Raw genomic sequence first — 21,058 nt, 5'->3', positions numbered from 1 at the left:
ATGAGACCCGACCCTGCTTGCCGCTCGCGGCCGCACTGTCGCGGTCGGCGTGCGACTGCGAACGCTCGCCGAGGTCGTTGACCACCTCGGGGAGACCGGGCAGGCCGGCACCGTCGACGGCACCGAAATCCGAGTCCGCAGGCCAGCCGAGGGCAGCCCGAACCGGGACCGTCTCATCTCCGGCAAGACCAAGGGATCAAGCCCCGTCGTATGCGGGCGATTTCGGCAGGGCGTTGTCGACGGCGAGCTGAGCGATGCGGGTGCCGTCGATGAGAAACCGCAGCACGTGCAGCGCCTGGGAGTACGGGGTCAGCCGACGGGTGCCCTTCCGTGTGCCGATACGGCGCGGCGGTGAGCTGCGAGTCCCCTGGAGAACCAGTCGCATGCGGCACGGTCGACAGGCAGGTATGCGGTGTATGCGACACTCAAAGACACGAACCCCAGGGCGAGAACTGAAGCTGTAGCAACTCCAGTCTCTACCAAGGGGTTTTCCTCTGCCCCAACGGATCACCGTTACACTCCGCGCACATCACCTTGCCCGGAAAGGCTCCTTAAGTTCTTTGGATTTGAGAGCGGAGGCAGTGGTTCTTCGCCTCGAGAGGCGAGCCACATCGTGTGCTCACGGCTGATCGCTTCCTCTGCATCCGCGACCGCTTGGGGCCAATCTGCTTCCTCGACACTGACCAAGATGTCGGCTTGCAGCGTAAGCTCTGATGCTGCCACCCGATAAGCAGATGTAATCTGTGAGTATTGCTTTAGGGCGAGCCATGCAGCACCACCCGCAATGAGCGCGGCGACAATTCCGGCGTAATCGAGAGGTTCCGCCCGCCCAAACATCATCGCTGCGATCACTACGGCGGCAATCTCCCCAAAAAGCAGTCCATAGCGCCATAGAGTGGCGCGGCTTTGATTGAATGTCGCCTTTGAGGAGTACCAGGCTTGTTGTTCTTCAGTCCGATACGTCACGTACGAGCTTCGCCGCATCTCGAACGACTGCTTACGGAGATTCATCATAGACTCGGTTACTACAGCTGAGCCCTGACTGATCGGAATGCGATCCCTTCCGCGACCTAGAATTTCGGCGACTCGGCTTCGGAACAGCACTTTGGCTTCAGAAAGGTCGAGATTCGGCCCAAATGGGTCTCCCTGTACCGAGAAACGCCAGGCGAGTGTCTTTGTCGATTCGGCAATTGCGCGTCCCGCATACCAGTCACGTTCAGGCTGAAAGTATATTAGAGCGATCTCTGCTATGGCCGCGGAACTAAAGGCTAGTACCAGAACGAGCCCAGAAAGATCGAAGCTACCGACTGTCAGGCCAACAGCTCCTGCGATCGCAGCTACAAAGAGCGAAATCAGACGGATTGCGCTGAGCTTAAGATAGTGCTTTTGGCCACGGCGCGATAGGTCACTTGCGTGGTCATGAATTCCGGGCAATTCCATACCGTCGCTAGTAGGAGACCCATTGTTTTTGCTCATCGGCTGCATGTGCTCACTGTGTTCGTAGGCATCGACCGGCCACGTGAGGATGCTTTGATCGCTCGCTCGATAGCACCATCGAACTGTTTAACATCTTCTGGCTCATACCAGTTAAGAATCTCGGAGCCGTATTCAGTGAGGCTTTCGGGGATCGCAGCATCGGGATCAATTTGAATTCCGATTATGCCATTTCCCTTTTCTTTACTCCATTCAATCTCTTTGCTCACCCAATCGCTTTCAGAAGTATTTTTCCCGATGAGAACGATGGTGGCCGAGCTACCCTTGATCTGCTCGCGGATCTTCCTGCTGATGTAGTCAGGGTCATGACTATTAACAGGATTCAGTAGGTGGCGACCGATGAAATTGACATCAACATGCTTGTTGTAAGTCATCAAGTTCAGGCCATGCGCCTTCATTTGATCTGCGTGCTGATAGCTGATGAATACCCGCCGCTTCATTTCTGTGCCTCCAACGGCGTAAGAGATGCCGTTTTGTTGCAAAGCGGACATTGCTTTAGCAACGCTCCGCTCGTGATGACGTAATCGCAATTGCTGCAGTGCCACTTCTTGGTCCTTGAGCTGTTCGGCACCTTCCTGACCTCATCACCGTGTTGATAGAAGTCGGCTGCGTCGTCCCAGCTGAAGCCCTGCCTTCGGCCCCACGAGGGATAAGAAAATCCGGACCGTGCGCGAGCAAAGCGCTCAATACGCCTTACTTCATCTACGTATTCATTGGTTCGGTCAGGATGACGATCGCACAGTTCGCGCAAGGCCCGAACAATATCTTCACCAATCGGTTTCACTGTGCGGAACGGAGAGGTGCAGGGCGTAGCCAAAGGTTCTGGAAGCTCTACAGCTGCGATCGGGTCGATGAGGCGTATCGCATCTGCGGCTAGGGCAAAGTCTCGGTTCACCACGCCCTGTGTCCCGTGAGTCCACCAGCCGATGTGGTAGTACCCGGTCAGTACGCGTCCTTGGCCGCCCTTGCGAGTGGTCAGGAAGAAGATTGTACTGGCGTTGTCCTGGACGATCCGATTACGCATGCCTGGTTCGCAGGTAGAAAACAACCCGAAGGTGCCAGTTTCGATGTTCGGGTCGCTCTTATTGTCACGCGGTCGAGTGATCTCACGAACAGGCCAGCGGGCCAGTGGGTCGCAAAAGTAGACAGCCAGGTAGCCGCGGCCTGCATCCATGAGGGGATGCCAGGGGGCACCAAGGCTGGGCTGTGCCGTGTTCTGGTCGGTCTTAGGATCTTCCATGAGCACATACTAGCCCTCTTTGAGCAACCATGGGTCGCGCGCAAGTTCCCCTATACGGATCAGATTTTGAAAGGGAAGGCGCTGTACTCAACGTTCGACTGGTAGTCAGTCGGCTTGTCATAACCAACGGGTCGTGTCTAATCGGAGCGCAGCAGGCTATCTCGGGCCAAACGCACAACTAGTTGCTCGCAAACCAGGCGAGGTCAATGTACGAGAAGTTAGAAGAGCGTATCTTGAGCTGTCTCGCGAGCCGCTTCCGAATTACCGAGAACATACCCTAGGGGAAGTTTGTCATTGATGCCCCATTTGGGCGGGAAGAAGAGTTGCATCGGTCGCGAGTTTGCAGAGAATCTCGCCTTGATCCGTTTCCGAGCGCTTGCAAGCTCCGGCCGTGCCTCACGGCAGTACTTGTCGGTCTCGCAGAAGAGTCCTTGACAATCTATGGCGTGCAGCGGGCGCCCCCAGAGACCATCAAAGGTGAGGTCGAGCTTCTTGAATTCGAGCTCCTGATTGTCGACCATCCATTTAATCACATCTGCTGGCCTGTAATCGCCGAGATCCTCGAAGACCTTCTTGATGCCACGCAAGGCCCCGGGGCCGGCCTGGGTGAATTCATCCTCGCTGAAGTTGATTAGCGCAGAGTAGTTCAGATCGATGCTTACCTGGTAGGACATAAAATCACCCATCAATGGGTAAGTATGAAGCAACTCATAAATCTCGCGCAGCGATTTAGCCTCAAGCATGCGAGCAGCTAGATCTTCGCGGAGAAACATGTGTCGGAATAGCTCGACGTGGTTGAGGTGCTTTGATCTTTGGCCGTAAGCGTCAGACGCGCAGAGTATGAAGGCGCCAGTATATAGGCCACCATTATCCGTTTTAGCTTGTTCGAGCGCCTTTGTAAACGTACCGTTCGCTAGATCATCGAGCGTTGGGTAGTGACCCAGGAAAGATCTGACGCTTTGCCACGTTTCGATTTTGCTAAACGTGCGGAACGCCACAATCTGAAAGAGGCGATCTTCGGGGGTGCAGGGCTCTTCGTGATAGCAGACATCCCTGATCATGTACTGACTTACGCGATCAGAGGCCCGAAAGACGTTGCAGAATTTGTACTCCTGGAGAATCGGATCATTCGTCCACGGCCAGGGAGCATCGTCCACTCGCCGCATGAACGCCTGTTGACGCTCGGCAGCAAAACGCCAATATAGCTCGTATGTCCCGTCGCGAGGTGTCGGAGGCTTCATCATGACCATATTCTAATACACTATCGTTGTCGATAAAAGACGCCCGTCCCATGCAAATGAAAGTAGCGGTCATCATCGAGTAGAACGCGGCCTGCGATCCGCTCTCCTAGTGTGTATCGGAACCTGTCAACCCCAGTGAAATGGTCGAAGACGATCGAACCTCCGACGACTGTTCGATCTTGCACGACTTCTAGTGCGGCGCGAGCTGAACTGTAGTTATCTGTGTCGATAAATGAAAGTACTAGATCCTCGTTCTTTAGGCGGATGCTTGTTTCTACTATATTGCCAGCTACGATCTCGACCTGTCGGCCTTCTAGGTATCTGCGAACTGCGTCCAGGTCCGTGAATACACACTCAGGGTGATCATACATGTCGAGCGGGCTTCTTCTTGCGGGAAATCCACCGAACGTATCAAATCCAATTACGTGCCATGGCTGCTCAAGGCGCTCGATGATTCTCGAAAGAAACATCGTAGTCCCTCCTTTGAACATACCGAATTCAGCCACAGTTCCTTCGATACCGAGTCGCGCACTATTGACCAGGCATTGGTAGAGGTGAACGAGTGTGTTAGGGTAGCCGTTCGCGAGCGATGGCACAAGCAGTTGGTGCAGTTCTTCCGAGAACGTCGAATCGACAAATTCAAGATGGCTGTAACCTGCCACGATTACCTTGGGAGTATTCGAAATATATGGGAGCGCTTCAAGAAGAAGCTCCTCCTTCTCGCGGTCAGCAGCAACTACTAGGACGTCATGCTCAGTAGTCCCAAGCGCCTGTATTGGCTGAACTATAACCTCTGCGAATGGTTGATACCCTACATGGGCTCCTGTCTGGTAGATTGCATTCACACGGGAGTGCAGCCCTTTTATCTTGAGCTCACCAAACAACCTAGCGGCAGTATGATTTAGCCCGAGGATTCCGACTGAAACGGGTCGTGAGAGGAGTTCATCCTCGGTGTCGGATAGAAGTTTGAGGAAGTCTGTGTCTAGCATCTGCTCTCCGACCTGCTAGTTAAGTTGTTGATCGAGGTATCTGCGGAATTCTGTAGGATCTTGAATCCAGACGGCCTCGATCAATCTGGTGCACGACCTTGAGAGATCGGATGCGGAGTCAGCTCGGTCCTGGATTGGCGCTAGATCGCCCGTGCATCTTTGCTCGAGTTCTGAGAAATCCGCGAGAACATCATCTATCGCGTCACCAACACTTCTTTCGATTCGGCTATTATGACTTGGTACGCGCTTCGAGGCTATAAGTGCCTCGAAGCCACGTGTATCGTCGCTGTACGGTGGACTCATCCGACTATTCGCAAACAGTGACTGCGCCACCGACTCGCTTTGATCAGCGAGAAACGTCTGGTACTTCAGAACATATACAAAAAGATCGACCGTGGTATCTAGCAGGGACTCTCTACCTGGATCCGCTCCCCCGCGTATCACCTCGAGCCGGTCGATCTTGCGAGCGATGTTTGGAATGATACTGAGCTGTTCGCCGCGTTTTTTCCACGCGTTCCGGTATCCCTGGCTTTTTTCCTCGTGTAGTGCAATAATTGCTCGACGAAAGAGGGTCGAGTCGTCTTCTTCTTCAAACGAATGCTGAGTTCGAGGGTCTCCGAAGATGTTGGCATTTGCTGCGAATGCCAGATCTGTGCGACCCATCGCTTCTATCAGTCTTTTGATCTCCGATTGGGGGGCGCCTGAATTTCGCAACCCATTGATGTTCATCATCGCAATGAACTGGCCAAGGAGCGGATCGGGGAAGTTTGAGATTTCCGCGGTTACATCATCACCTGCCCGAATCCTGCCTTCAATTTCGAACCACAGATCAAGAATTGAATGGAAGTTCTCCCAGCTGGTCTTGAAGAGTCTTGGAGTCCAGCCATCGGCGTATTCCGAACGAACTGGAGCTTGCGTAATAATTCGCTCTGCTCGCGTGTAATGCTTTTGGTAGAGGTGAAGTGACGAGATAAAATACGTTGTGTACCCTGTTTTTGCACCGAGCCAGTGAGCCATCATTTCCTGGAGAACGCTCCATTCGAACGTGTTGATCCCGGAGAATCCCCAGATAATGTCGTTGCTTCGGATGGCGATACTCATGTCAAGGCGGCCGTCCCTGAGCATGAAATGTATCCAGTTATTGCATGGAATATCCTTGCTATCAATAAAATCTCTGTCTGGGTCATAAAGAGTAATCACAGCGCGCCTCGAATCTGGGTCGCTGCGTAGAATACTAAGCACCTCAGATACTTGATCGACTCCATTCCAGTCTCTCAGGCGAGGTCCGTAACCGGCACGCCAGGTCTCTCCATCATCTGAGAAGTCAGATGCCCTCGGTAGATAATGTGAAAGAAATTGGAGATCGTTTCGTCCGGCGAGTACCCACATCGTTTCGGCGATGGTCGCAAAAATATTGTTGTTACGAGCGGGCAGGGTAATGCAACGCTGTCCAGAATGCTTTATCCTAATTGTCCGGTCTAGCACTTCTTTGGTGGAGTTCCCTCGGACCGATACCGTGTGGCCGTCACTCAAGATTGTACGTAGTTCGGATATGAAAGCATGTGCGACGTTTGGATATTCCACGAATTCACCTCCTTGGTTGTCACAACAGTTTTGCCTGAGCGTCTGTTAGCGCAATAGTTTATCAGCTATTGCGTGGTAGCTCAAGCAAATGATCTTGATGAAGCTGTCTTAATTAATAGCTGTGAGAGGCTGGATACTTGAAACGCCGGACTTCCTTGATCTGATACCAACTGTTTCATGTGCGTGAATTGTGCATATATGGGATGCCCGGTCGCTCCACCCAGCGACCGGGCATCCCCGCCAGCACCAGAGGCGCGGCGAACTATCCAAGGCCAGAGGGCTGTCCCACCAACAGCGCCAGAACTCTGCCTCGGAGATTTGGGCAACGGGGCCGGACCACTCTCGGCAGGCGTCGCCCGCGAAGAGAGATCAGGGATCGGGGTCAGGCTCTTGGAGCTGCTTGATCAGCAGCTGCTGAACCCTCCCGATCAGCTGGATGCGGATGTTCGGAGCCCACATCCGCTGCCAGTACTCGACCCAGCGAACCTCTCGGATTCGCCCCCGTTCGTGGATCATCCAGAGCACGGTGTCGGCCTCGCTCGCCCATAGCTTCGCGCGGTAGCGCACCACCGCGCTTGTCTCGTCCAGCTCCACCGAGAACGGAAGCTTCCGCTCGGGCTGTTGGCTCACCAGGATCTCGAACTGGACGACAGTGATCGTCACGAGTCCGACCGCGCCGCGTGCCAGTCCGCGAGGATGGCCGCAGCCTTGTCACGCTGGACTACTTTCCAGCCGGCCGTCTGCTCACGCCACAGTTCCTCCCAGCGGATTGAGCGGAGGACACCTCCCGCGTGTTCGACCCGTCCAATCTTCCGCGGCATGCCGCCATCGCGCTGCATCCAGATGGAGGCGTACTGTCCGCTGGCTTTCCCGACCAGGGACAAGGTGGTGCCGCTCTCAAGGGTCCACTCGCCCAGGACCTCAGGCACCTCGCGTTGATCTTGCTCGGCTGGTGGCACTGCTCGTAGGCTGGTATTTGGCATCAGAGGTTCGCCCTTCTGGTGTCGCTGCAATGGCGGGCCGCTGCGCAGTCGCTCTCACACACCTGGGCAGCGGCCCGTATGAAGTTGTGAAGGAGTCGTCCTGGACGTCTCGGCGTCGGTCGGTCCGATCTCTGGGTAGATCGGATCGAACAACGGCCGGATCAGTTGAGACACCCGGACGACCGTCCCGCCGCACGGGCGGCGAGACACGGCAGAACCGGCCCGTTTTCCCACGTCAGTGGGCTTTCGGGACGGCGGCCGTATCTGTAGTGTGGGACACGGCAAGATCACGATCAAGAATCTCAATGGGACAAGACCGGCCCGGACCGCTTGTCCAATTCGACCGGTCGAGGAGGCGTCGGTGCCCAAGCCGCTGAAGACCTTGGAGCCGTGGAGGAGCGTCGATCATTGGGTCGGTGCCGAGCTTCGTCATCGGCGAACTGCGGCGGGGTTGGATCAACCCGAGCTTGCAGCTCGGGCCAACGTCTCGACGTCGCTCATCAGCAAGCTCGAACTCGGCCAGCGCTCGCTCCAGTTGGACATCGCCAGGAAGCTCGACGAGGTGCTCCACGCGGACGGCTTCTTCGTTCGGGCCATGCCGCTGGTGGAAGGGCAAAGAGACAAGTCATCCTCGGAACTGGACAACCCGCTGAACGCGGGCACGCTTCTTGGCAAACATGCCGGGCTGCGAGGCATGCTGGGGCAAGCCGACCAGTCCATGACCGAGGAGCCCGAGGTGAACCGCAGAGAGTTCTTGGCGAGTACCGGCGCGTGGGCTGCGCTGCTCGCCACGGGAACCGCCCGTATGCCAGGCCTCGCAAACCTGATCGCCGTCGTGCTCGACACGGCACCGACCTACTCCGGTGACCTCGCGAGCTTGGATGCGCTCGAAGGCGGATTTGCTCTCGCCAAGCGGGAGTACCAAGCATGCAAGTACCGCGAGGTGCTTGAGCGGCTTCCCGGTCTCGTGCAGCAACTACACCTGGCGGAGGGCGAGACGACGGATGTGGATCGATTGGCGGCACTACGAGCCAACGCGTATCAGGTCGTTGCGGGCGTCATGTTGAAGCACTCCGAGCAGACCCTTGCGACACTGGCCGCCGACCGCTCTATGACCTCGGCGAACCTCTTGGGCGACCCGATCGCCGTGGCCTCCAGCGCCCGGGCTGTTACCCACGTGCTGCTGCGCACCGGATACGCCGACGTCGCAGCCGACTTCGCTGCGAAGCAGGCGAGCCTGCTCGAATCTGAGCCTCGAACTCCGGTGAATCTCTCCGTCCAAGGCGCGCTGCTGCTGCGCGGAGCCGTCGCCGCCGCGGACGCCGGCAGGCGGGCGAAGTCCTCGGAGCTGCTCGACGCTGCCGACGCCGCGAGCGCGCAGTTCGAGAACGCGGATAACTTGCGCGGCACGGGATTCAACCGGGTGAACGTCTCCCTGCACCGTGTCCGTATCGCCATTGCTCTTGGCGACGCGGGCCGGGCGATCGAGATCGCCCGGGACATCGACATGACATCGATCAGCCTGGTTGAACGCCAGGTGAGCTTGGCGATCGACGTGGCCCGAGCCTTCGTGCTGTGGGGTCGGTACGAGCGAGCACTTGACACCTTGTACTTCGCCGAAGCGGCTGCACCCCAGGAGGTACGAGTACGCGGGAACGTCACCGAGCTGTTGAAGACCATTGAGGGTGCGGCGCCTCCGTCGGTCCGTCCTCACGCCCGTGAGTTTGCCAAGAAGCTGGCGACTGTATGAGCAGGGTCGTCTACCTGATCGTCTGCGGCGCTGGCCCCGCGCCGCATGCCACGGAGTTCATTTCAGCCGCGAAGACCGAAGACTGGGACTGCCACGTGATCACGACGCCAGCGGGACGTGGGTTTGTGGACGTCCAGGCGCTCGAAGAGGCTTCAGGCAACCTGGTGATTTCGGAGCACCGCCGGCCAGGTACGCCGCGCCGTGGACGACCTCCAGCCGACGCGGTGGTGATAGCTCCAGCAACGGCCAACACCATCTGCAAGCTGGCAGCCGGGATCGCGGACACCTACGCGCTGGACATCGCGTCTGAGTGCATCGGGTTGGGTGTGCAGACGATAGTTGTGCCGTTTGTGAATGCGGCGCTGGCAAGGCGGGCTCCGTACCAACTTGCTGTGACCACGCTGAAGGACGAGGGTGTTGCGATACTTGAGATCGAGCCCCATGCGCCGAAGCAGGGCGGGGAGCGTCTGGGGAGCTTTCCGTGGAAATCGGCACTGACGATAGCCAGCACTAGATGTCGGTGAATTCAGTTCGATTAAGTTTAGACTCGCTCCAAATACTTCCGCACTGCGGACAACACCAGAGATCTTTCCACCTTTTATGGAACTTGTTATAGCGACTCAAGGCTGCGCTGTAAAGCCGCTCCTGCTCTCTGAATTCCCTAACATTCTCTTCGTAGCGCTGGGCATTTAGCTCAGATGAATCTACAGCATTTGTCACTGCGCGCGAATGACTGTCGTTCAGATTTCTGATACTTTCATCGCGTTTTCTTGCGAGCCTTGCTGAAATAACCGCGAAGGCAGAGATTGTATAAAGAAGGGTGCCACCAATTCCGATGACTCCGATTCCGAGAAGTGGCTGAGATGCTGGATTATCCCAACCCGTTCCTGAGTTTGAAGCGACCAGCCAACCCAGGCCAAGGGCGGCCAGTGGGAGACATGAGCCGTACCAGGTGTAGGCAATGAGATATTCTTTTGCTGTATTCCAAACGCTTCGATGATAGTCTTTCCAAATATGCTCGTACTGGACTGAATTGAATTCAGGAGGAGCCACTGGACTAGGCATTTGAGGTTCTTGTTGTCGAAGTTGGGGCCGACGAGGCGGTGCAACTTTACGGCCGAGGTTGTTTGTAGGGGCACCTTTATTGGAATTGGCCAACCAGAGAATTTCCAGCTTCTTCACAGACCCACCGCAACCACCATCTTTTATTGGACAGGTGGGTCCGCTTGCCCCGCGAATATTTGTTGTATAGTGGGTATGTTGGATAAATCTATTGACATCTTCGATGTAGGTGCCGATGTCGCCGTACTCTCGCCATTCGGAACCAGGAGGTTGGTACATGGGTTAATCCTTCACTTGATTGATTTCTCGAGCCACCTGCAGCAGCTCGGCACCGAGAACATGATCGTGGCCTACAACTGCAGCTATATGTTCAAGTTGCTGCTTTCCGCCCGACAAGTCTCGCTCAATGATCAAACGCTTAGCGAGCACTAGAACTCTCAGGGCCTCATCGCTTGAATGAGTCCGGTACTCGCCTCTACTGAGCGCGTCGTGTAGTTTGCTGATCTGGGAGGTAATACTTGAGATTGAAGGTTTCTCGGAAATCGAGTTGTAGTTGACGAAGTCATGAGCCTCCTCAATATAGGTGCCTATATTGCCAAAGTTCCGTATGGTTTGCGACTTCTCTCTACGGTGATTCTTCTTTTCCTCCACGAGGTCCCTTCTAGGGTTCGCTTGCAGCTGGGTATCTGAGATTGATTTTGTAATCTCCGGATGAGATGCAATAGTGGCTGCGATCTTTCTTGGATCGCGGCAATAGTCAGTGAGTGAATCAGCAAGTGCGGACGCCACTTTTTCATCATGATTGCGCACGCCACGTACAGTTTTAGCGTCAAGCTCGGCTCCGGCGACGGCGCGTCTTGCTGCGCTCGTGCGAAGAAGGTGCTGCATGTGTCTTTCTTGATCTTCGGCACTAGTTTTGCGTCTCTCAATTTTCTCGATGTGAGCCTTTTCAATCAGCTCATATACTTCATCGTAAGACTTTTGAGTCCAGGCGTAACCGAGGTAGTCGCATGCGGCTCGTAGATAGCTCTCGTGAGCGTTGCTCAATAGGTCTTGAAGTGTCGCCCGCAGCAATCTCCAGTCGTCCACGGATTGTGATTCAGAATCACTTAGTTTCGAAACTACTAGCTTCCGCAAGGCAGGAGAATTCTTGAACTGCTCATTGCTTGCGCCCTTGCTTAGCAGCTCTCGAACCTCGCGTCGAATTTCATCAGTTGGCGGCCTGCTATTCATCATGATCACTCATTCGAAAATATCGCCGTGGTTCGCTTGTCGTCAGTGAGGTTCATGCGGCAATGGTGATATATTGACCAAAATGTCCGAATATGGTATACTCGTAACTGGGATTGGCCTCAACCCTTATGGGAGGTCAATCATGAGCGTGAGTGTAGCAAGAGGCTGCGCTGAGCAGTTCTTCGAGTACATCAGCATCGACCGAAAGCCGTATCCTAACGAGCTTTGCGGCAGTGGTGTTGATGACGGCTTCGAGCACTTTCTCGACTATGCCTACGAGTGGCTCTGGCTCGGCGATGGCGCCCGGATCTGCGGCAACGACTTCAGCGTCTGGATGGCGACCATCGCGCTAGCGACCACCATCTGGTGCGAGCGAGAGCGAGACAAAGGTTCGGATGGTGTGGCATGGCCTAGTTTCGACTGCCCGGTCACCAAGGCCAAGCGGAAACCCCCAAGCTCTGCAATGCGTCTCGGTGATTCGGAGGGGGACTGTGCCTGGTGCGCGCGGGTGTTCGACCCCTGGTTCTTCCAGCAGATGGTGGCGAACCCGGAGCTTGGTCGACGTCAGATCAAGATCAGCATCCTCAACGAACGCGGTGAGGACGAGAAGGTCAAAGATCTTGAGTCAAGGCTCAACAGCGCCCCTTGGGTGCAATAGAATTGTGGTTTCACGGCCAATCCCACGGCCCGCTCCTCGGAGCGGGCCTTTTCCTTTTCTGTTCCAGATGTTTTCCGGTCGTTCCTAATCCTTGCCAATTAACTGCAAAATCTCTTCCTGGAACGGCGGCCTTAATTCGGCTGTATTTGACGAGTCCGATTCATCAAGACTCGCTCTGGAGAGTCCACATGGCATGCAAGGCGTTTACCGTAAGCTCCGCTGACGAACCTGAAAAGTACGCCAAGGATGTGAGCAAGCACGTCCGCAACTGGAACAAGTTGTCCAAGCGGGAGAAGGAGATTGCGGCGCTCGAAGCAATCGGCGCGTGGCCTCGGCCGCATGACGAGAACCAGAAGAAGAACCGCAAGACCGAGAAGCGGCGCAAGAAGTAGCGCCTCCCGGCGAGGTTCGGAAGCAGCCAAGCCTCGCCGGATTTCGACCCACAGAAGAGAGAGGAGTACTCCATGTCAGAACTCAGCCCCCGCGTCGGCGACGCCCTCGCGTCGCTGCGCGGAGACGGGCAAGTTTCCCGCCTCAAGAGGGAGATAGCGCGCGAGGTAGACCGCGAGCAGGGCGCCGCCGTCGTGCGGGCTGCCCGCGTCGACAGCCGTGCGCTCGTCGCTCACGTGGCGCTCGCCAGTACAGCGGCACTGAGCAACGAAGAGGCCCTGTACATCCAGGCCGCGCCTCTGGGTGAAGCCCGGTATAAGGCGATCGTGGATGCCTTCGCCATCGCCGTCGCGAACGAGGTCGGTCACCCGTGACCACCTTCATCGTGGTGCTGGTCCTCATCCTCGTTCTCGGCGGTGTCGTCGGTGGATGGGTCCTGCACCGGTACTGGCACGAGGAGAGGGAGCGCGAGCTGGGCGCTCGTGAAGCCCTCCTCGAGGAGCGATGGCAGACGCTGGAGCAGTCGCAGCGGATTCACCTCGCGTTCTGGCGAGCCCGAAACCTGATGCGGGACGAGGCCATCAAGGCCCAGCGGGACAAGTTCGGGGACATCACGTAGCTCGTCGCCTCAAGATTCCGGCCGTCCCGACTTGTGACAGCCGGTCACCAAGATCAACCACTCACGTAGGAGGAGTCATGTGCCGAGGCGTACTCGGAAGCAGATCGTCGGGAAGCGCGAGGATCACGAGCGCAGCGAGCGTGAAGCGCAGATGCGGGAGCTCGGGGACGAGCTTCACCACGACCAGGAGCTGAACGAAGCCTGGGGCGGGCTGAAGCGGCGTCGGCGGGCATCGGACGCGGAAGACAGGAACTAGGAGCCGGTGGGCAGGTGCGGTTTCATACCTGCCCACTTCTCGTGGAGGGAGGTATGCGCGTGAAGTGCATCAGCTACGGCATCACGGTGGTGCCGCGGTGAGCGAGAGTCCGAAGGTGCCGCCCGCCGGCCGAGTCCTCGGGTGGGTGCTCGTGGTGGTCGCAGCGGCGTTCGCGGCCCGCATGGTGTGGGAGATTCTGCGTCCGCTGGTACCCATATTGATTGCCCTGCTGGCAGTTGGCCTCGTCTACCTGCTGATACTCCGGCGGTGGTTCAGCTGAGTTTCCGTTGTAGACCATACAGTGGTAGGAGCCTGCCGGTCGGTGTTGTGGAAGCTGCCAAGTCCCTTTACCACCGAGTTGTCAAGGCTCACAATAAGAAACGTAGCGAGGGTCTGAGCGCTCCGGACGGAACCCGTGCGGCACCACCAGCGCAGAGTCTGCTCCTCGCGTCACGTCTGCTGGTCGTTCCCGGGTCTCGCCGTTCTGCCCCTCAGCCTTCATGTGGGGTGTGTTCATGGTGCCCCAAAGACTCTAGAGCGACTGGCTTTTTCCGAAGCGTCATCAACAACGTCACAAGGAAAGGAGGTCGCCTTTGAGCAAAGAATCAGCGGGACCAATACACGTCACAGGAGAGGAACGCGAACGACCGGAGATCAGGAAGCTGGCCCGCGCCTGTTTGGAGCTGGCACGCATCGAGATCCAAGCGCAGCATCACCAGGAGCTGCCACCCGGCGAGGAGAGCGTTCAACCGCCCTCTGAACCTGAAGACCCAGGAGCCGCGCAATGAGTGAGCTGCGCTGGTTCAACCTCACCCCGCCGCGGGATCTCGACCTCGACTCCGTGACGGCTCTCCTCCGGCCGCTCGCTCATCGGCCGCGCGTCGGGTGGCTCCACACAACGCCGCCGGTCGTCCTGGAACTTTGGGGCGAAGGTGGACGCCTCGGCTGGCGACTTGGGGTAGATGCCCGTGTACTCGGGCATGTAGCCGAAACGTTCCGGGCGCACCTGCCGCGTCTCGGTATGGCTGCGGTCTCGCCGGAGATTCGTCGGTCGCTCTCGCTGGGGGTGGATATCCGGATTTCAAGCCTGGCCGCACCGCTCCGACTGGATACGGCCGGAGGCATCAGCGCGCAGCTGACCGAAGTTCTCGCCCAACTCGCCGGGGATGAGGCGGCCTGTCTGCAATGGGTGCTCGGCCCGTCTCAAAGCCGCACCCAACCATCGGGGCCGCTGAACCTCGCGGAGTCGTTGGGACTGCGGGCCCCTTCGACGCCGGACGCCCGAGCCCAACGCTCGTGGCAGCAGAAGTCATCGGAAGCCCTGTTCGCTGTCCAGGGACGGATCGGGGCGACGGCTCGAAGCCCGCAGCGAGCGCGAGCCCTCATCGGGCGGATTAGTGCTGCGCTCAAGCTGGCGAACAGCCAATATGCTGCGCTCGTTTTCAGCCGGCCGACCGCGGCCAGGGCGCTCCGGTTGCACCACGCCGCGGTGCCGGTGATGAGTTGGTCCTGCGTCCTCAATGCTGCTGAGTTGGCGGCCCTCCTGGGCTGGCCGGTTCAGGACACGCTGCCGGAGACGCTGCCAGTGATCGGCGGACACATCTCGGAGGTACCAAGCAAGCTCCTCGCCAACGGAGACGATCGGAAGGCCGCTCACCACCGGACACTTGGCGAGAGCCTGCACCCTGGGCAGCGGGGCCGGCTGGTGGTCGTGCCGCCCGCGACGAGCCTGCATCATCTGCACGTCATCGGGCCGACAGGTTCGGGCAAGTCCACACTCCTGTGTGGGCTTTCTCTAGCCGACATCGAAGCCGGGCGCTCGGTCCTCGTGGTCGAGCCTCGTGGTGATCTCGTGCGGGACCTGCTCGCCCGGATTCCCGAGCACCGTCGCAAGGATGTCGTGGTGATCGACCCAGCGGGCGAGCGCAGCCTGGGGATCAACGTGCTTGGCGGCGACCGCGCGGGCGCGGAGCGACGAGCCGATCAGATCGTCCACCTGCTCGCGGAGATGCACGGGCCGAACTTCGGGCCCCGCACTACTGACGTGGCGCTGCACATGTTCATCGCGGCGAGCCGACTCAAAGACGGCACCATCTGCGACGTGCCCATGCTGCTCACCAACCCGGCGTTCCGGCGACGGGCACTCGCAGAAGTTGGTGACCCGCTCACCCTCGGCCCGTTCTTCGCCTGGTTCGACGGACTCTCCGAAGGTGAACGAGCCCAGGTGATTGCGCCGCTGCTCAACAAGCTTCGGGCGCTAACGAGCCGCGAGGCCACTCGCCGGATGCTCGGCCAAGCTTCGCCGAAGTTCGACCTTGAGGAGCTGTTCACCAAGCGCCGCATCGTGCTCGTCAACCTCAACCGAGGACTGCTCGGATCGCCTGCGGCGAACCTGCTGGGCGCGCTGCTGCTGAGCCAAGTTTGGTCGGCGGCCCAGCGGCGCGCGGCTATACCACAGGAGAAGCGCCATCCCGTAATGGTGGTCGTGGACGAGTTTCAGGATTACCTGCGACTCTCCGGCGGCCTCGACTTCGGCGACGCCCTCGCTCAATCGCGCGGACTCGGGGTCGGGTGGACGCTGGCGCATCAGCATCTGAACCAGCTCAGTCTGACTCAAAGGGCTGCGGTCCTGGCTAACGCCAGATCGAGAATTACCTTCCGACCCGCAGCTGAGGACGCCAAGGCGTTGGCTGCGTCGCTGGGCGGTGGCCTCACGGGTGAGGACCTCTTGCGCCTGCGCGCCTTCGAGGCGTGCGCGCAGCTTCTTCTTGATCGCCATCCCACCGCGCCGTTCTCGGTGAAGACCCAGCCGCTGCCGCCGTGGGTAAGCGACCCGACCGAGGTGCAGCGCGAGAGCGAATCCCGCTACGGCGTCGACGGTGCCGAGCTGGACCGCGCGCAACTCGAACGTTGGGAAGGCGGTGACCTGCCGCCCGTTGGTCCGATTGGAACAAAGCCGAGGAGGTCGGCATGACCGATTGGCCTACCAAGAGGGGTGAAACTGGGGCTACCGGTCGGACTGCCGATCGCGCTGAGCAAGGGGTGGCCCCGACGTGCGAAACCAGCTCGCAGGACACAACGACTCTTGAGCCGTCTGGTGGGTACTCACCGACGTCTCGCCCCGCGCGAGGCCGGGTGGAGCGGCTGCGACAGAAGCTCAGCGAACGAGACTTCGCGGTCCTGGGTTCGCTTCACAAGTTGCGACTCCTTACTGGGGCCCAGATCGCTCGGCTTCACGTAGTGGGGGGATCGACAGCGACACAGGCGCGGCGGACGCGGGCCTTGCTTCAGCGGTTGAGCGAGCTCAACGTCGTGGTGCGCCTCGGCCGACGGGTCGGCGGCGTAAGGGCTGGATCGGCCGGGTTCATCTACGGGCTGTCCGGCTACGGGCAAGCCGTGCTGGAGGTCGACGGCCCCACTGGCAAGAAGCGGCGACGGGTATGGGAGACCAGTCCGCCTCACCAGCGGCATGTGCTGGCCGTCTCGGAGCTGTTTGTCCAACTGGTTGAGGCCGATCGAGATGGCCGCGTTGATCTCCTGGAGTTCCAGGCCGAGCCGGGGTGCTGGCGTCGCTTTCCGGGCGCTGCTGGTGGCGTCGTGATCCTCAAACCTGATGCGGCGCTCTGCCTTGGTGTGCGAGCGGTGGAACTGGCGGTGTTCATCGAGGTTGACATGGGGTCCGAGAGCACTCCGACGCTCACCAAGAAGTGTCAGGCCTACATCGCCTATTGGCGTAGCGGCATCGAACAACAGGCACACGACGTCTTCCCGGTCGTGCTGTGGCTGGCCGAAGCCACGCGGCGCGTCGACCAACTCGCGGAGGTGATCCGGCGACTGCCCCATGAAACGCAGGCTCTGTTCCGGGTCGGCCTGCTCAGCGAAACCATCCACCTGCTTAGTGCCGAAGGAGGCGAACAATGAACCTCGGTCGTGACCATCTCCCGCTGGGGCACATCCTCCTCGGCGACGCACGCGAACGGTTGGCTGAACTGCCAACTGCGAGCGTGGACTGCGTGATCACCAGCCCGCCGTACTTCGCCCTCCGTGACTACGGACACCCGGAACAGATCGGCCTAGAGAGCGACGTGGAGGGCTGGGTGCGTGCCCTCGTGGCTATCTGCCGCCAGTTTGCCCGCGTCCTCAAGCCGGGTGGCGCCCTGTGGCTGAACGTCGGCGACGGCTACAGCAACCACATCCGGCAGGGCGCACCTCCCAAGGGACTGCTGCTCGGGCCGCAGCGGCTGGCGTTGGCGCTGGCCGAGGACGGCTGGATCATGCGCAACCAGATCATCTGGGCCAAGACCAACCCGATCCCGTCGAGCGTGGCTGACCGCTTCAGTTGCGGCTACGAGGTCCTGTTCCTCCTGGTGCGCTCGCGGAACTACTTCTTCGACCTCGATGCTGTTCGAGTTCCACCGAAAAGCCGCGCCGGCCGCCGGGCCGACGTCAAGGGTTACCGCTACTTGCCCGAGGACGCGCTGCCCGAGGGCGGCGGCGTCGACGACAACCGCGGGCTCAACCGCATGAAGGGCGCGGGCAAGGTGTCGCATCCCTTGGGCAAGAACCCTGGCGACGTCTGGCAACTGTCCACTGCGGCCTATCGTGGCGAGCACTTCGCCACCTTCCCGCTGGGGCTGGTGGAGACACCACTGCTCGCGACGTGCCCCGAGAACGTGTGCGCGGAGTGCGGCACACCGTGGGTGCGCGAAAAGGTGGACCGCGCCCAGGAGCTGCCACAGCTCGGTGAACTTCGCCCAGGCTGCACCTGTGAGGCGGAGACGGTGCCGGGCGTCGTGCTCGATCCGTTCATGGGGTCGGGCACCGTGGCACTGGCGGCCGAGATGCATGGGCGGGACTGGATCGGCTGCGAGTTGAACCCGGTGTATGTGGCGCTGGCCCGCGGACGACTCGCGGAGTGGCGAGCTGAGCGCGACGCCAAGAGGCGCGAGGAGGGGCGGGGTCCGTGAGATACGGGGTGGCTCGTCGGGGGCCTGCGGCTGAGAATCGTCATCTCTTGCAGGGAGATGGCCAGCCGCACCACACCGAGGAGGAGCGTTATGGAGCCCAAGAGTTCGGGCATCAAGACGCTAGGCATCAAGCTGCCGGACGAACTGCACGCGCAGTTCACGCTGGTGGCCCAGCTGGACGGGCTGTCCCTCGCCGACGCGCTGCGACGCGCGGTCGAGGAGTACGTGGCCCGCAAGCGCGCCGAAGGCGACTTCGCTGCTCGTGCCGCTGCCGCGCTCGAAGAGATCGAACGTGAGGCGGCGGCCCGGCGCGACGCCATCCAGGCGCTGTTCGGGTCTGGGACCCCGGCGAGCGCGGAGGTGAAGACGACATCTCGGCGCAAGAGTGGTGGTCAGGGCTGAGCCGTTAAAGGCATCGCTCGGCTGCCACACGGGGTGGAGAGCGGCATTCCTGCTGACTCTCTACCCCGATTAAATGGGTTCTCGACCATCTCGATGCTGCATATTCCACAGCTCTTGAGAGTCGAAAATCCTGAAATAATAAATACATGGGAATGTATATATATAAGCAAAATCAGGCCTGGCGGGGACGTTTTCCCAGGTGTACCCTGCCTGGACTGAGACGCGCATATGCGCGTTCTCGCGAGAGAAAGGAGAACGAAAATGGACGGCAAATCCGCGTATAACGAAGCCAGTAAGAGAAGATACAAGGGTCGCGGGACTGCGCGCAACGCTCTGATCAATGAGCTCAACAAGCCGAATGGCAGACCGGATTCAGTAGGGCTACTGAGTGTTGGCGACCAGGTGGCATCGAAGGCTGAAATTCCTCGCCTCGTGACCTACCTTCGGGTCAGCACGGAGGAGCAGGCGCTCATCGGCGGTGAGCTGGAGGGCTACTCGATACCGGCCCAGCGCGAAGCTTGTCTTCTGAAGGTACGGCAGCTCGGCGGCATCCTAGTCGAGGAGTACGTGGACGCAGGCGAGTCGGCCAAGTCTGCCAACCGGCCGGAGCTGCAGAAGATGCTGCGTGAGCTGAGAGCCAAGAAAATTGACTACGTGGTGGTCCACAAGATCGACCGGTTGGCACGGAACCGTGCTGATGACGTCGAAATCAACGGGGCGATCGCACGCGCTGGAGCCAAGCTCATCTCGGTATCCGAACCCGTGGATGAGACGCCGGTCGGGAAATTGCTCTACAACGTCATGGCGGGCGTGGCGCAGTATCACTCGGATAACCTTGGGGTGGAAGTTCTCAAGGGCATGGTCACCAAGGCGAAGCGTGGTGGCACGCCGTTCCAAGCGCCGCTCGGGTACCTCAACCATCGAGTGCTCAAGGACGGTGTCGAGGTTCGGACGGTGATCGTTGACCCGGATCGAGCACCGTTGGTGCGCTGGGCTTTCGAGCAGTACTCCTTGGGGGACTGGTCGCTGCGCCGTCTGACCGACGCCCTAAACGAGAAAGGCCTGCGGACTCGCGCCACCCGCAAGCGCACCAGCAAGAAGCTGACCATCAGCGGAACTCACCATATACTTCGCAATCCGTACTACATCGGCGTGGTGCCGTACCAAGGCGTATTCCATGAGGGCAGGCACGAGCCACTGGTGAGCGTGGAGACGTGGCTGCGTGTTCAGGACGTCTTGAGCGCTCACAATCTGGCGGGGGAGAAGGAGCGCAAGCACCAGCACTTCTTGAAGGGGTCGTTGTTCTGCGGTGGCTGCGGATCTCTCATGATCTTCTCTAAGAACCGGGGGCGTGCCGGAGATGAGTACAGCTACTTCGTGTGCGGCGGTCGGCGCCACAAGCGCAATGGCTGCACACGCAAGTACGTGGCTGCGCAAAAGATCGAGGTTGGTGTCGAAGCGCTCTATGCCCGCCTGCACATGCCCTCGACGAGGGCAGAGGAAATTCGTGCTGCCGTGGTGACAGAGCTGCAAGGCGATCGCCGTGAAGCTGCCGAGATGCAGCGCCAGGCTGAGAAGCGCCTCAAGGATGCCAAGACACAGCAAGAGAAGCTGCTCCAGGCTCACTACTCTGGCGCGGTGCCGCTGGACCTCATGAAGACGGAAATGGTCCGGCTTACCCGCGAAGTGAACGAGGCAGTCAATGCGATTGCGACAGCGTCACGCGGGGTCGAACACCTCGAAGCCACACTCGGCCGGGCGTTGGAGATCGCTCAGGACTGCGCCAGGGCGTATGTCGATGGAACGCCGTTGATCCGCCGCTTGATGAATCAAGGGCTGTTCGAGAAGTTCTACGTTGATGAAGACGGCGGTATCGAGCGCTTCGAGATGACCGAGCCGTTCAGCACCTTGTTCGACCCGGAGCTACTGGGACAGCTCACCGCTGACGCGGACGTTGCGGTAGAGATCGAAGAGGCACAGGTGTCGGGCGAGGAGGGGGAGTCGCCCTCCGTGCTGGTGCGCATGTTCGAGTTCGAAAATCGGACATACGCGAAACGGCCGGATCTTTCGATCCGACCGTGTTCGAACATCAATACTTTGGTACTCCCGAGCGGATTCGAACCGCCGTTTCCGCCTTGAGAGGGCGGCGTCCTAGGCCCCTAGACGACGGGAGCTTGGCCTTCTGTCGGC

At 59.2% G+C, this 21,058-nt stretch carries 23 protein-coding genes and 1 tRNA gene; 12 read left to right on the top strand and 12 right to left on the bottom strand.

From position 1 onward, the window contains the following. Positions 1-196: 196 nt before the first annotated feature. The 9 genes from LO763_RS21805 to LO763_RS21765 all read right to left on the bottom strand — a co-directional run bounded on the left by LO763_RS21805 (position 197) and on the right by LO763_RS21765 (position 7,507). Positions 197-385, bottom strand: a complete 189-nt coding sequence (locus LO763_RS21805; RefSeq protein WP_230788841.1) for a hypothetical protein — start codon at positions 383-385, stop codon at positions 197-199. A 128-nt stretch (positions 386-513) separates the two neighbouring features. Further along, positions 514-1,485, bottom strand: coding sequence for a DUF4231 domain-containing protein (locus LO763_RS21800; protein WP_230788839.1), 972 nt, complete (start codon positions 1,483-1,485; stop codon positions 514-516). Beyond that, the gene (locus LO763_RS21795) at positions 1,473-1,985 is read right to left on the bottom strand and encodes a TIR domain-containing protein (protein WP_230788837.1); all 513 of its coding nucleotides are present in this window, start codon (positions 1,983-1,985) and stop codon (positions 1,473-1,475) included. Before LO763_RS21795 ends, LO763_RS21800 begins: the two co-directional genes overlap by 13 nt. Beyond that, positions 1,931-2,734: a hypothetical protein gene (locus LO763_RS21790; protein WP_230788834.1), complete on the bottom strand. Its 804-nt coding sequence runs from the start codon at positions 2,732-2,734 to the stop codon at positions 1,931-1,933. Before LO763_RS21790 ends, LO763_RS21795 begins: the two co-directional genes overlap by 55 nt. A 218-nt stretch (positions 2,735-2,952) precedes the next feature. Further along, on the bottom strand, positions 2,953-3,978 hold the full coding sequence (locus LO763_RS21785) for a nucleotide kinase domain-containing protein (RefSeq protein ID WP_230788831.1): 1,026 nt from the start codon (positions 3,976-3,978) through the stop codon (positions 2,953-2,955). Between the two features lie 17 nt (positions 3,979-3,995). Continuing rightward, positions 3,996-4,964, bottom strand: coding sequence for a TylF/MycF/NovP-related O-methyltransferase (locus LO763_RS21780; RefSeq protein ID WP_230788828.1), 969 nt, complete (start codon positions 4,962-4,964; stop codon positions 3,996-3,998). A 15-nt stretch (positions 4,965-4,979) separates the two neighbouring features. Beyond that, positions 4,980-6,548, bottom strand: a complete 1,569-nt coding sequence (locus tag LO763_RS21775) for a thymidylate synthase (protein WP_230788825.1) — start codon at positions 6,546-6,548, stop codon at positions 4,980-4,982. A 369-nt stretch (positions 6,549-6,917) separates the two neighbouring features. After that, complete coding sequence (locus LO763_RS21770) at positions 6,918-7,211, bottom strand: hypothetical protein (RefSeq protein ID WP_230788823.1); 294 nt, start codon at positions 7,209-7,211, stop codon at positions 6,918-6,920. Further along, positions 7,208-7,507 carry a hypothetical protein gene (locus LO763_RS21765; protein ID WP_230788821.1) on the bottom strand — a complete coding sequence of 100 codons (300 nt, stop codon included), beginning with the start codon at positions 7,505-7,507 and terminating at the stop codon, positions 7,208-7,210. Before LO763_RS21765 ends, LO763_RS21770 begins: the two co-directional genes overlap by 4 nt. 385 nt (positions 7,508-7,892) lie before the next feature. Here LO763_RS21765 and LO763_RS21760 point away from each other — a divergent pair, with 385 nt between their 5' ends. Together LO763_RS21760 and LO763_RS21755 are read left to right on the top strand one after the other, a co-directional pair. Next, positions 7,893-9,281 carry a helix-turn-helix domain-containing protein gene (locus tag LO763_RS21760; RefSeq protein ID WP_230788819.1) on the top strand — a complete coding sequence of 463 codons (1,389 nt, stop codon included), beginning with the start codon at positions 7,893-7,895 and terminating at the stop codon, positions 9,279-9,281. Beyond that, on the top strand, positions 9,278-9,805 hold the full coding sequence (locus LO763_RS21755) for a flavoprotein (RefSeq protein ID WP_230788817.1): 528 nt from the start codon (positions 9,278-9,280) through the stop codon (positions 9,803-9,805). The genes LO763_RS21760 and LO763_RS21755 overlap by 4 nt, the downstream gene beginning before the upstream one ends. Here LO763_RS21755 and LO763_RS21750 read toward each other — a convergent pair. Both LO763_RS21750 and LO763_RS21745 read right to left on the bottom strand, forming a co-directional pair. Then, positions 9,792-10,622 carry a 6TM ABC transporter family protein gene (locus LO763_RS21750; protein ID WP_230788815.1) on the bottom strand — a complete coding sequence of 277 codons (831 nt, stop codon included), beginning with the start codon at positions 10,620-10,622 and terminating at the stop codon, positions 9,792-9,794. The genes LO763_RS21755 and LO763_RS21750 overlap by 14 nt on opposite strands. Positions 10,623-10,625: 3 nt before the next feature. Beyond that, the gene (locus tag LO763_RS21745) at positions 10,626-11,585 is read right to left on the bottom strand and encodes a hypothetical protein (RefSeq protein WP_230788813.1); all 960 of its coding nucleotides are present in this window, start codon (positions 11,583-11,585) and stop codon (positions 10,626-10,628) included. Positions 11,586-11,718: 133 nt separating this feature from the next. On the opposite strand from LO763_RS21745, the gene LO763_RS21740 reads away from it, so the two are divergent. The 10 genes from LO763_RS21740 to LO763_RS30045 all read left to right on the top strand — a co-directional run bounded on the left by LO763_RS21740 (position 11,719) and on the right by LO763_RS30045 (position 21,007). Continuing rightward, a complete protein-coding gene (locus LO763_RS21740) occupies positions 11,719-12,234 on the top strand; it encodes a hypothetical protein (RefSeq protein WP_230788811.1) in 516 nt (171 codons plus the stop codon). A 188-nt stretch (positions 12,235-12,422) separates the two neighbouring features. Beyond that, the gene (locus LO763_RS21735; protein ID WP_230788808.1) at positions 12,423-12,626 is read left to right on the top strand and encodes a hypothetical protein; all 204 of its coding nucleotides are present in this window, start codon (positions 12,423-12,425) and stop codon (positions 12,624-12,626) included. Positions 12,627-12,698: 72 nt separating this feature from the next. Then, positions 12,699-12,998, top strand: coding sequence for a hypothetical protein (locus LO763_RS21730; protein WP_230788805.1), 300 nt, complete (start codon positions 12,699-12,701; stop codon positions 12,996-12,998). After that, the gene (locus tag LO763_RS21725) at positions 12,995-13,243 is read left to right on the top strand and encodes a hypothetical protein (RefSeq protein WP_230788803.1); all 249 of its coding nucleotides are present in this window, start codon (positions 12,995-12,997) and stop codon (positions 13,241-13,243) included. Before LO763_RS21730 ends, LO763_RS21725 begins: the two co-directional genes overlap by 4 nt. 353 nt (positions 13,244-13,596) lie before the next feature. Beyond that, positions 13,597-13,779 carry a hypothetical protein gene (locus LO763_RS21720; protein ID WP_230788801.1) on the top strand — a complete coding sequence of 61 codons (183 nt, stop codon included), beginning with the start codon at positions 13,597-13,599 and terminating at the stop codon, positions 13,777-13,779. A gap of 504 nt (positions 13,780-14,283) precedes the next feature. Further along, the gene (locus LO763_RS21715) at positions 14,284-16,473 is read left to right on the top strand and encodes a type IV secretory system conjugative DNA transfer family protein (protein WP_230788798.1); all 2,190 of its coding nucleotides are present in this window, start codon (positions 14,284-14,286) and stop codon (positions 16,471-16,473) included. Continuing rightward, entirely contained in the window at positions 16,470-17,420 is a 951-nt protein-coding gene (locus LO763_RS21710; RefSeq protein ID WP_230788795.1) for a replication-relaxation family protein, read from the top strand. The genes LO763_RS21715 and LO763_RS21710 overlap by 4 nt, the downstream gene beginning before the upstream one ends. Next, positions 17,417-18,466 (top strand): DNA-methyltransferase, encoded by a 1,050-nt coding sequence (locus tag LO763_RS21705; RefSeq protein ID WP_230788792.1) that lies wholly within the window; start codon positions 17,417-17,419, stop codon positions 18,464-18,466. Before LO763_RS21710 ends, LO763_RS21705 begins: the two co-directional genes overlap by 4 nt. 90 nt (positions 18,467-18,556) lie before the next feature. Continuing rightward, positions 18,557-18,868 (top strand): ribbon-helix-helix domain-containing protein, encoded by a 312-nt coding sequence (locus LO763_RS21700; protein ID WP_230788790.1) that lies wholly within the window; start codon positions 18,557-18,559, stop codon positions 18,866-18,868. Positions 18,869-19,096: 228 nt separating this feature from the next. Next, the gene (locus LO763_RS30045) at positions 19,097-21,007 is read left to right on the top strand and encodes a recombinase family protein (RefSeq protein WP_369432053.1); all 1,911 of its coding nucleotides are present in this window, start codon (positions 19,097-19,099) and stop codon (positions 21,005-21,007) included. Here the strand turns inward: LO763_RS30045 and LO763_RS21690 are convergent. Next, a tRNA-Glu gene (locus tag LO763_RS21690) sits at positions 20,967-21,042 on the bottom strand. The genes LO763_RS30045 and LO763_RS21690 overlap by 41 nt on opposite strands. Positions 21,043-21,058 lie beyond the last annotated feature (16 nt).

It is taken from the genome of Glycomyces amatae, assembly GCF_020991375.1.
GTDB classification, from domain to species: domain Bacteria; phylum Actinomycetota; class Actinomycetes; order Mycobacteriales; family Micromonosporaceae; genus Glycomyces; species Glycomyces amatae.
The sequence above is the reverse complement of the archived record's forward strand: the minus strand, read 5'-3'. Positions and strand labels throughout refer to the sequence as shown.

Coding starts and splice junctions, on each gene's coding strand:
- LO763_RS21805 (WP_230788841.1), bottom strand. CDS start 385: ATGCGACTGGTTCTCCAGGGGACTCGCAGCTCACCGCCGCGCCGTATC.
- LO763_RS21800 (WP_230788839.1), bottom strand. CDS start 1,485: ATGCAGCCGATGAGCAAAAACAATGGGTCTCCTACTAGCGACGGTATG.
- LO763_RS21795 (WP_230788837.1), bottom strand. CDS start 1,985: ATGTCCGCTTTGCAACAAAACGGCATCTCTTACGCCGTTGGAGGCACA.
- LO763_RS21790 (WP_230788834.1), bottom strand. CDS start 2,734: ATGGAAGATCCTAAGACCGACCAGAACACGGCACAGCCCAGCCTTGGT.
- LO763_RS21785 (WP_230788831.1), bottom strand. CDS start 3,978: ATGATGAAGCCTCCGACACCTCGCGACGGGACATACGAGCTATATTGG.
- LO763_RS21780 (WP_230788828.1), bottom strand. CDS start 4,964: ATGCTAGACACAGACTTCCTCAAACTTCTATCCGACACCGAGGATGAA.
- LO763_RS21755 (WP_230788817.1), top strand. CDS start 9,278: ATGAGCAGGGTCGTCTACCTGATCGTCTGCGGCGCTGGCCCCGCGCCG.
- LO763_RS21750 (WP_230788815.1), bottom strand. CDS start 10,622: ATGTACCAACCTCCTGGTTCCGAATGGCGAGAGTACGGCGACATCGGC.
- LO763_RS21740 (WP_230788811.1), top strand. CDS start 11,719: ATGAGCGTGAGTGTAGCAAGAGGCTGCGCTGAGCAGTTCTTCGAGTAC.
- LO763_RS21735 (WP_230788808.1), top strand. CDS start 12,423: ATGGCATGCAAGGCGTTTACCGTAAGCTCCGCTGACGAACCTGAAAAG.
- LO763_RS21730 (WP_230788805.1), top strand. CDS start 12,699: ATGTCAGAACTCAGCCCCCGCGTCGGCGACGCCCTCGCGTCGCTGCGC.
- LO763_RS21715 (WP_230788798.1), top strand. CDS start 14,284: ATGAGTGAGCTGCGCTGGTTCAACCTCACCCCGCCGCGGGATCTCGAC.
- LO763_RS21710 (WP_230788795.1), top strand. CDS start 16,470: ATGACCGATTGGCCTACCAAGAGGGGTGAAACTGGGGCTACCGGTCGG.
- LO763_RS21705 (WP_230788792.1), top strand. CDS start 17,417: ATGAACCTCGGTCGTGACCATCTCCCGCTGGGGCACATCCTCCTCGGC.
- LO763_RS21700 (WP_230788790.1), top strand. CDS start 18,557: ATGGAGCCCAAGAGTTCGGGCATCAAGACGCTAGGCATCAAGCTGCCG.
- LO763_RS30045 (WP_369432053.1), top strand. CDS start 19,097: ATGCGCGTTCTCGCGAGAGAAAGGAGAACGAAAATGGACGGCAAATCC.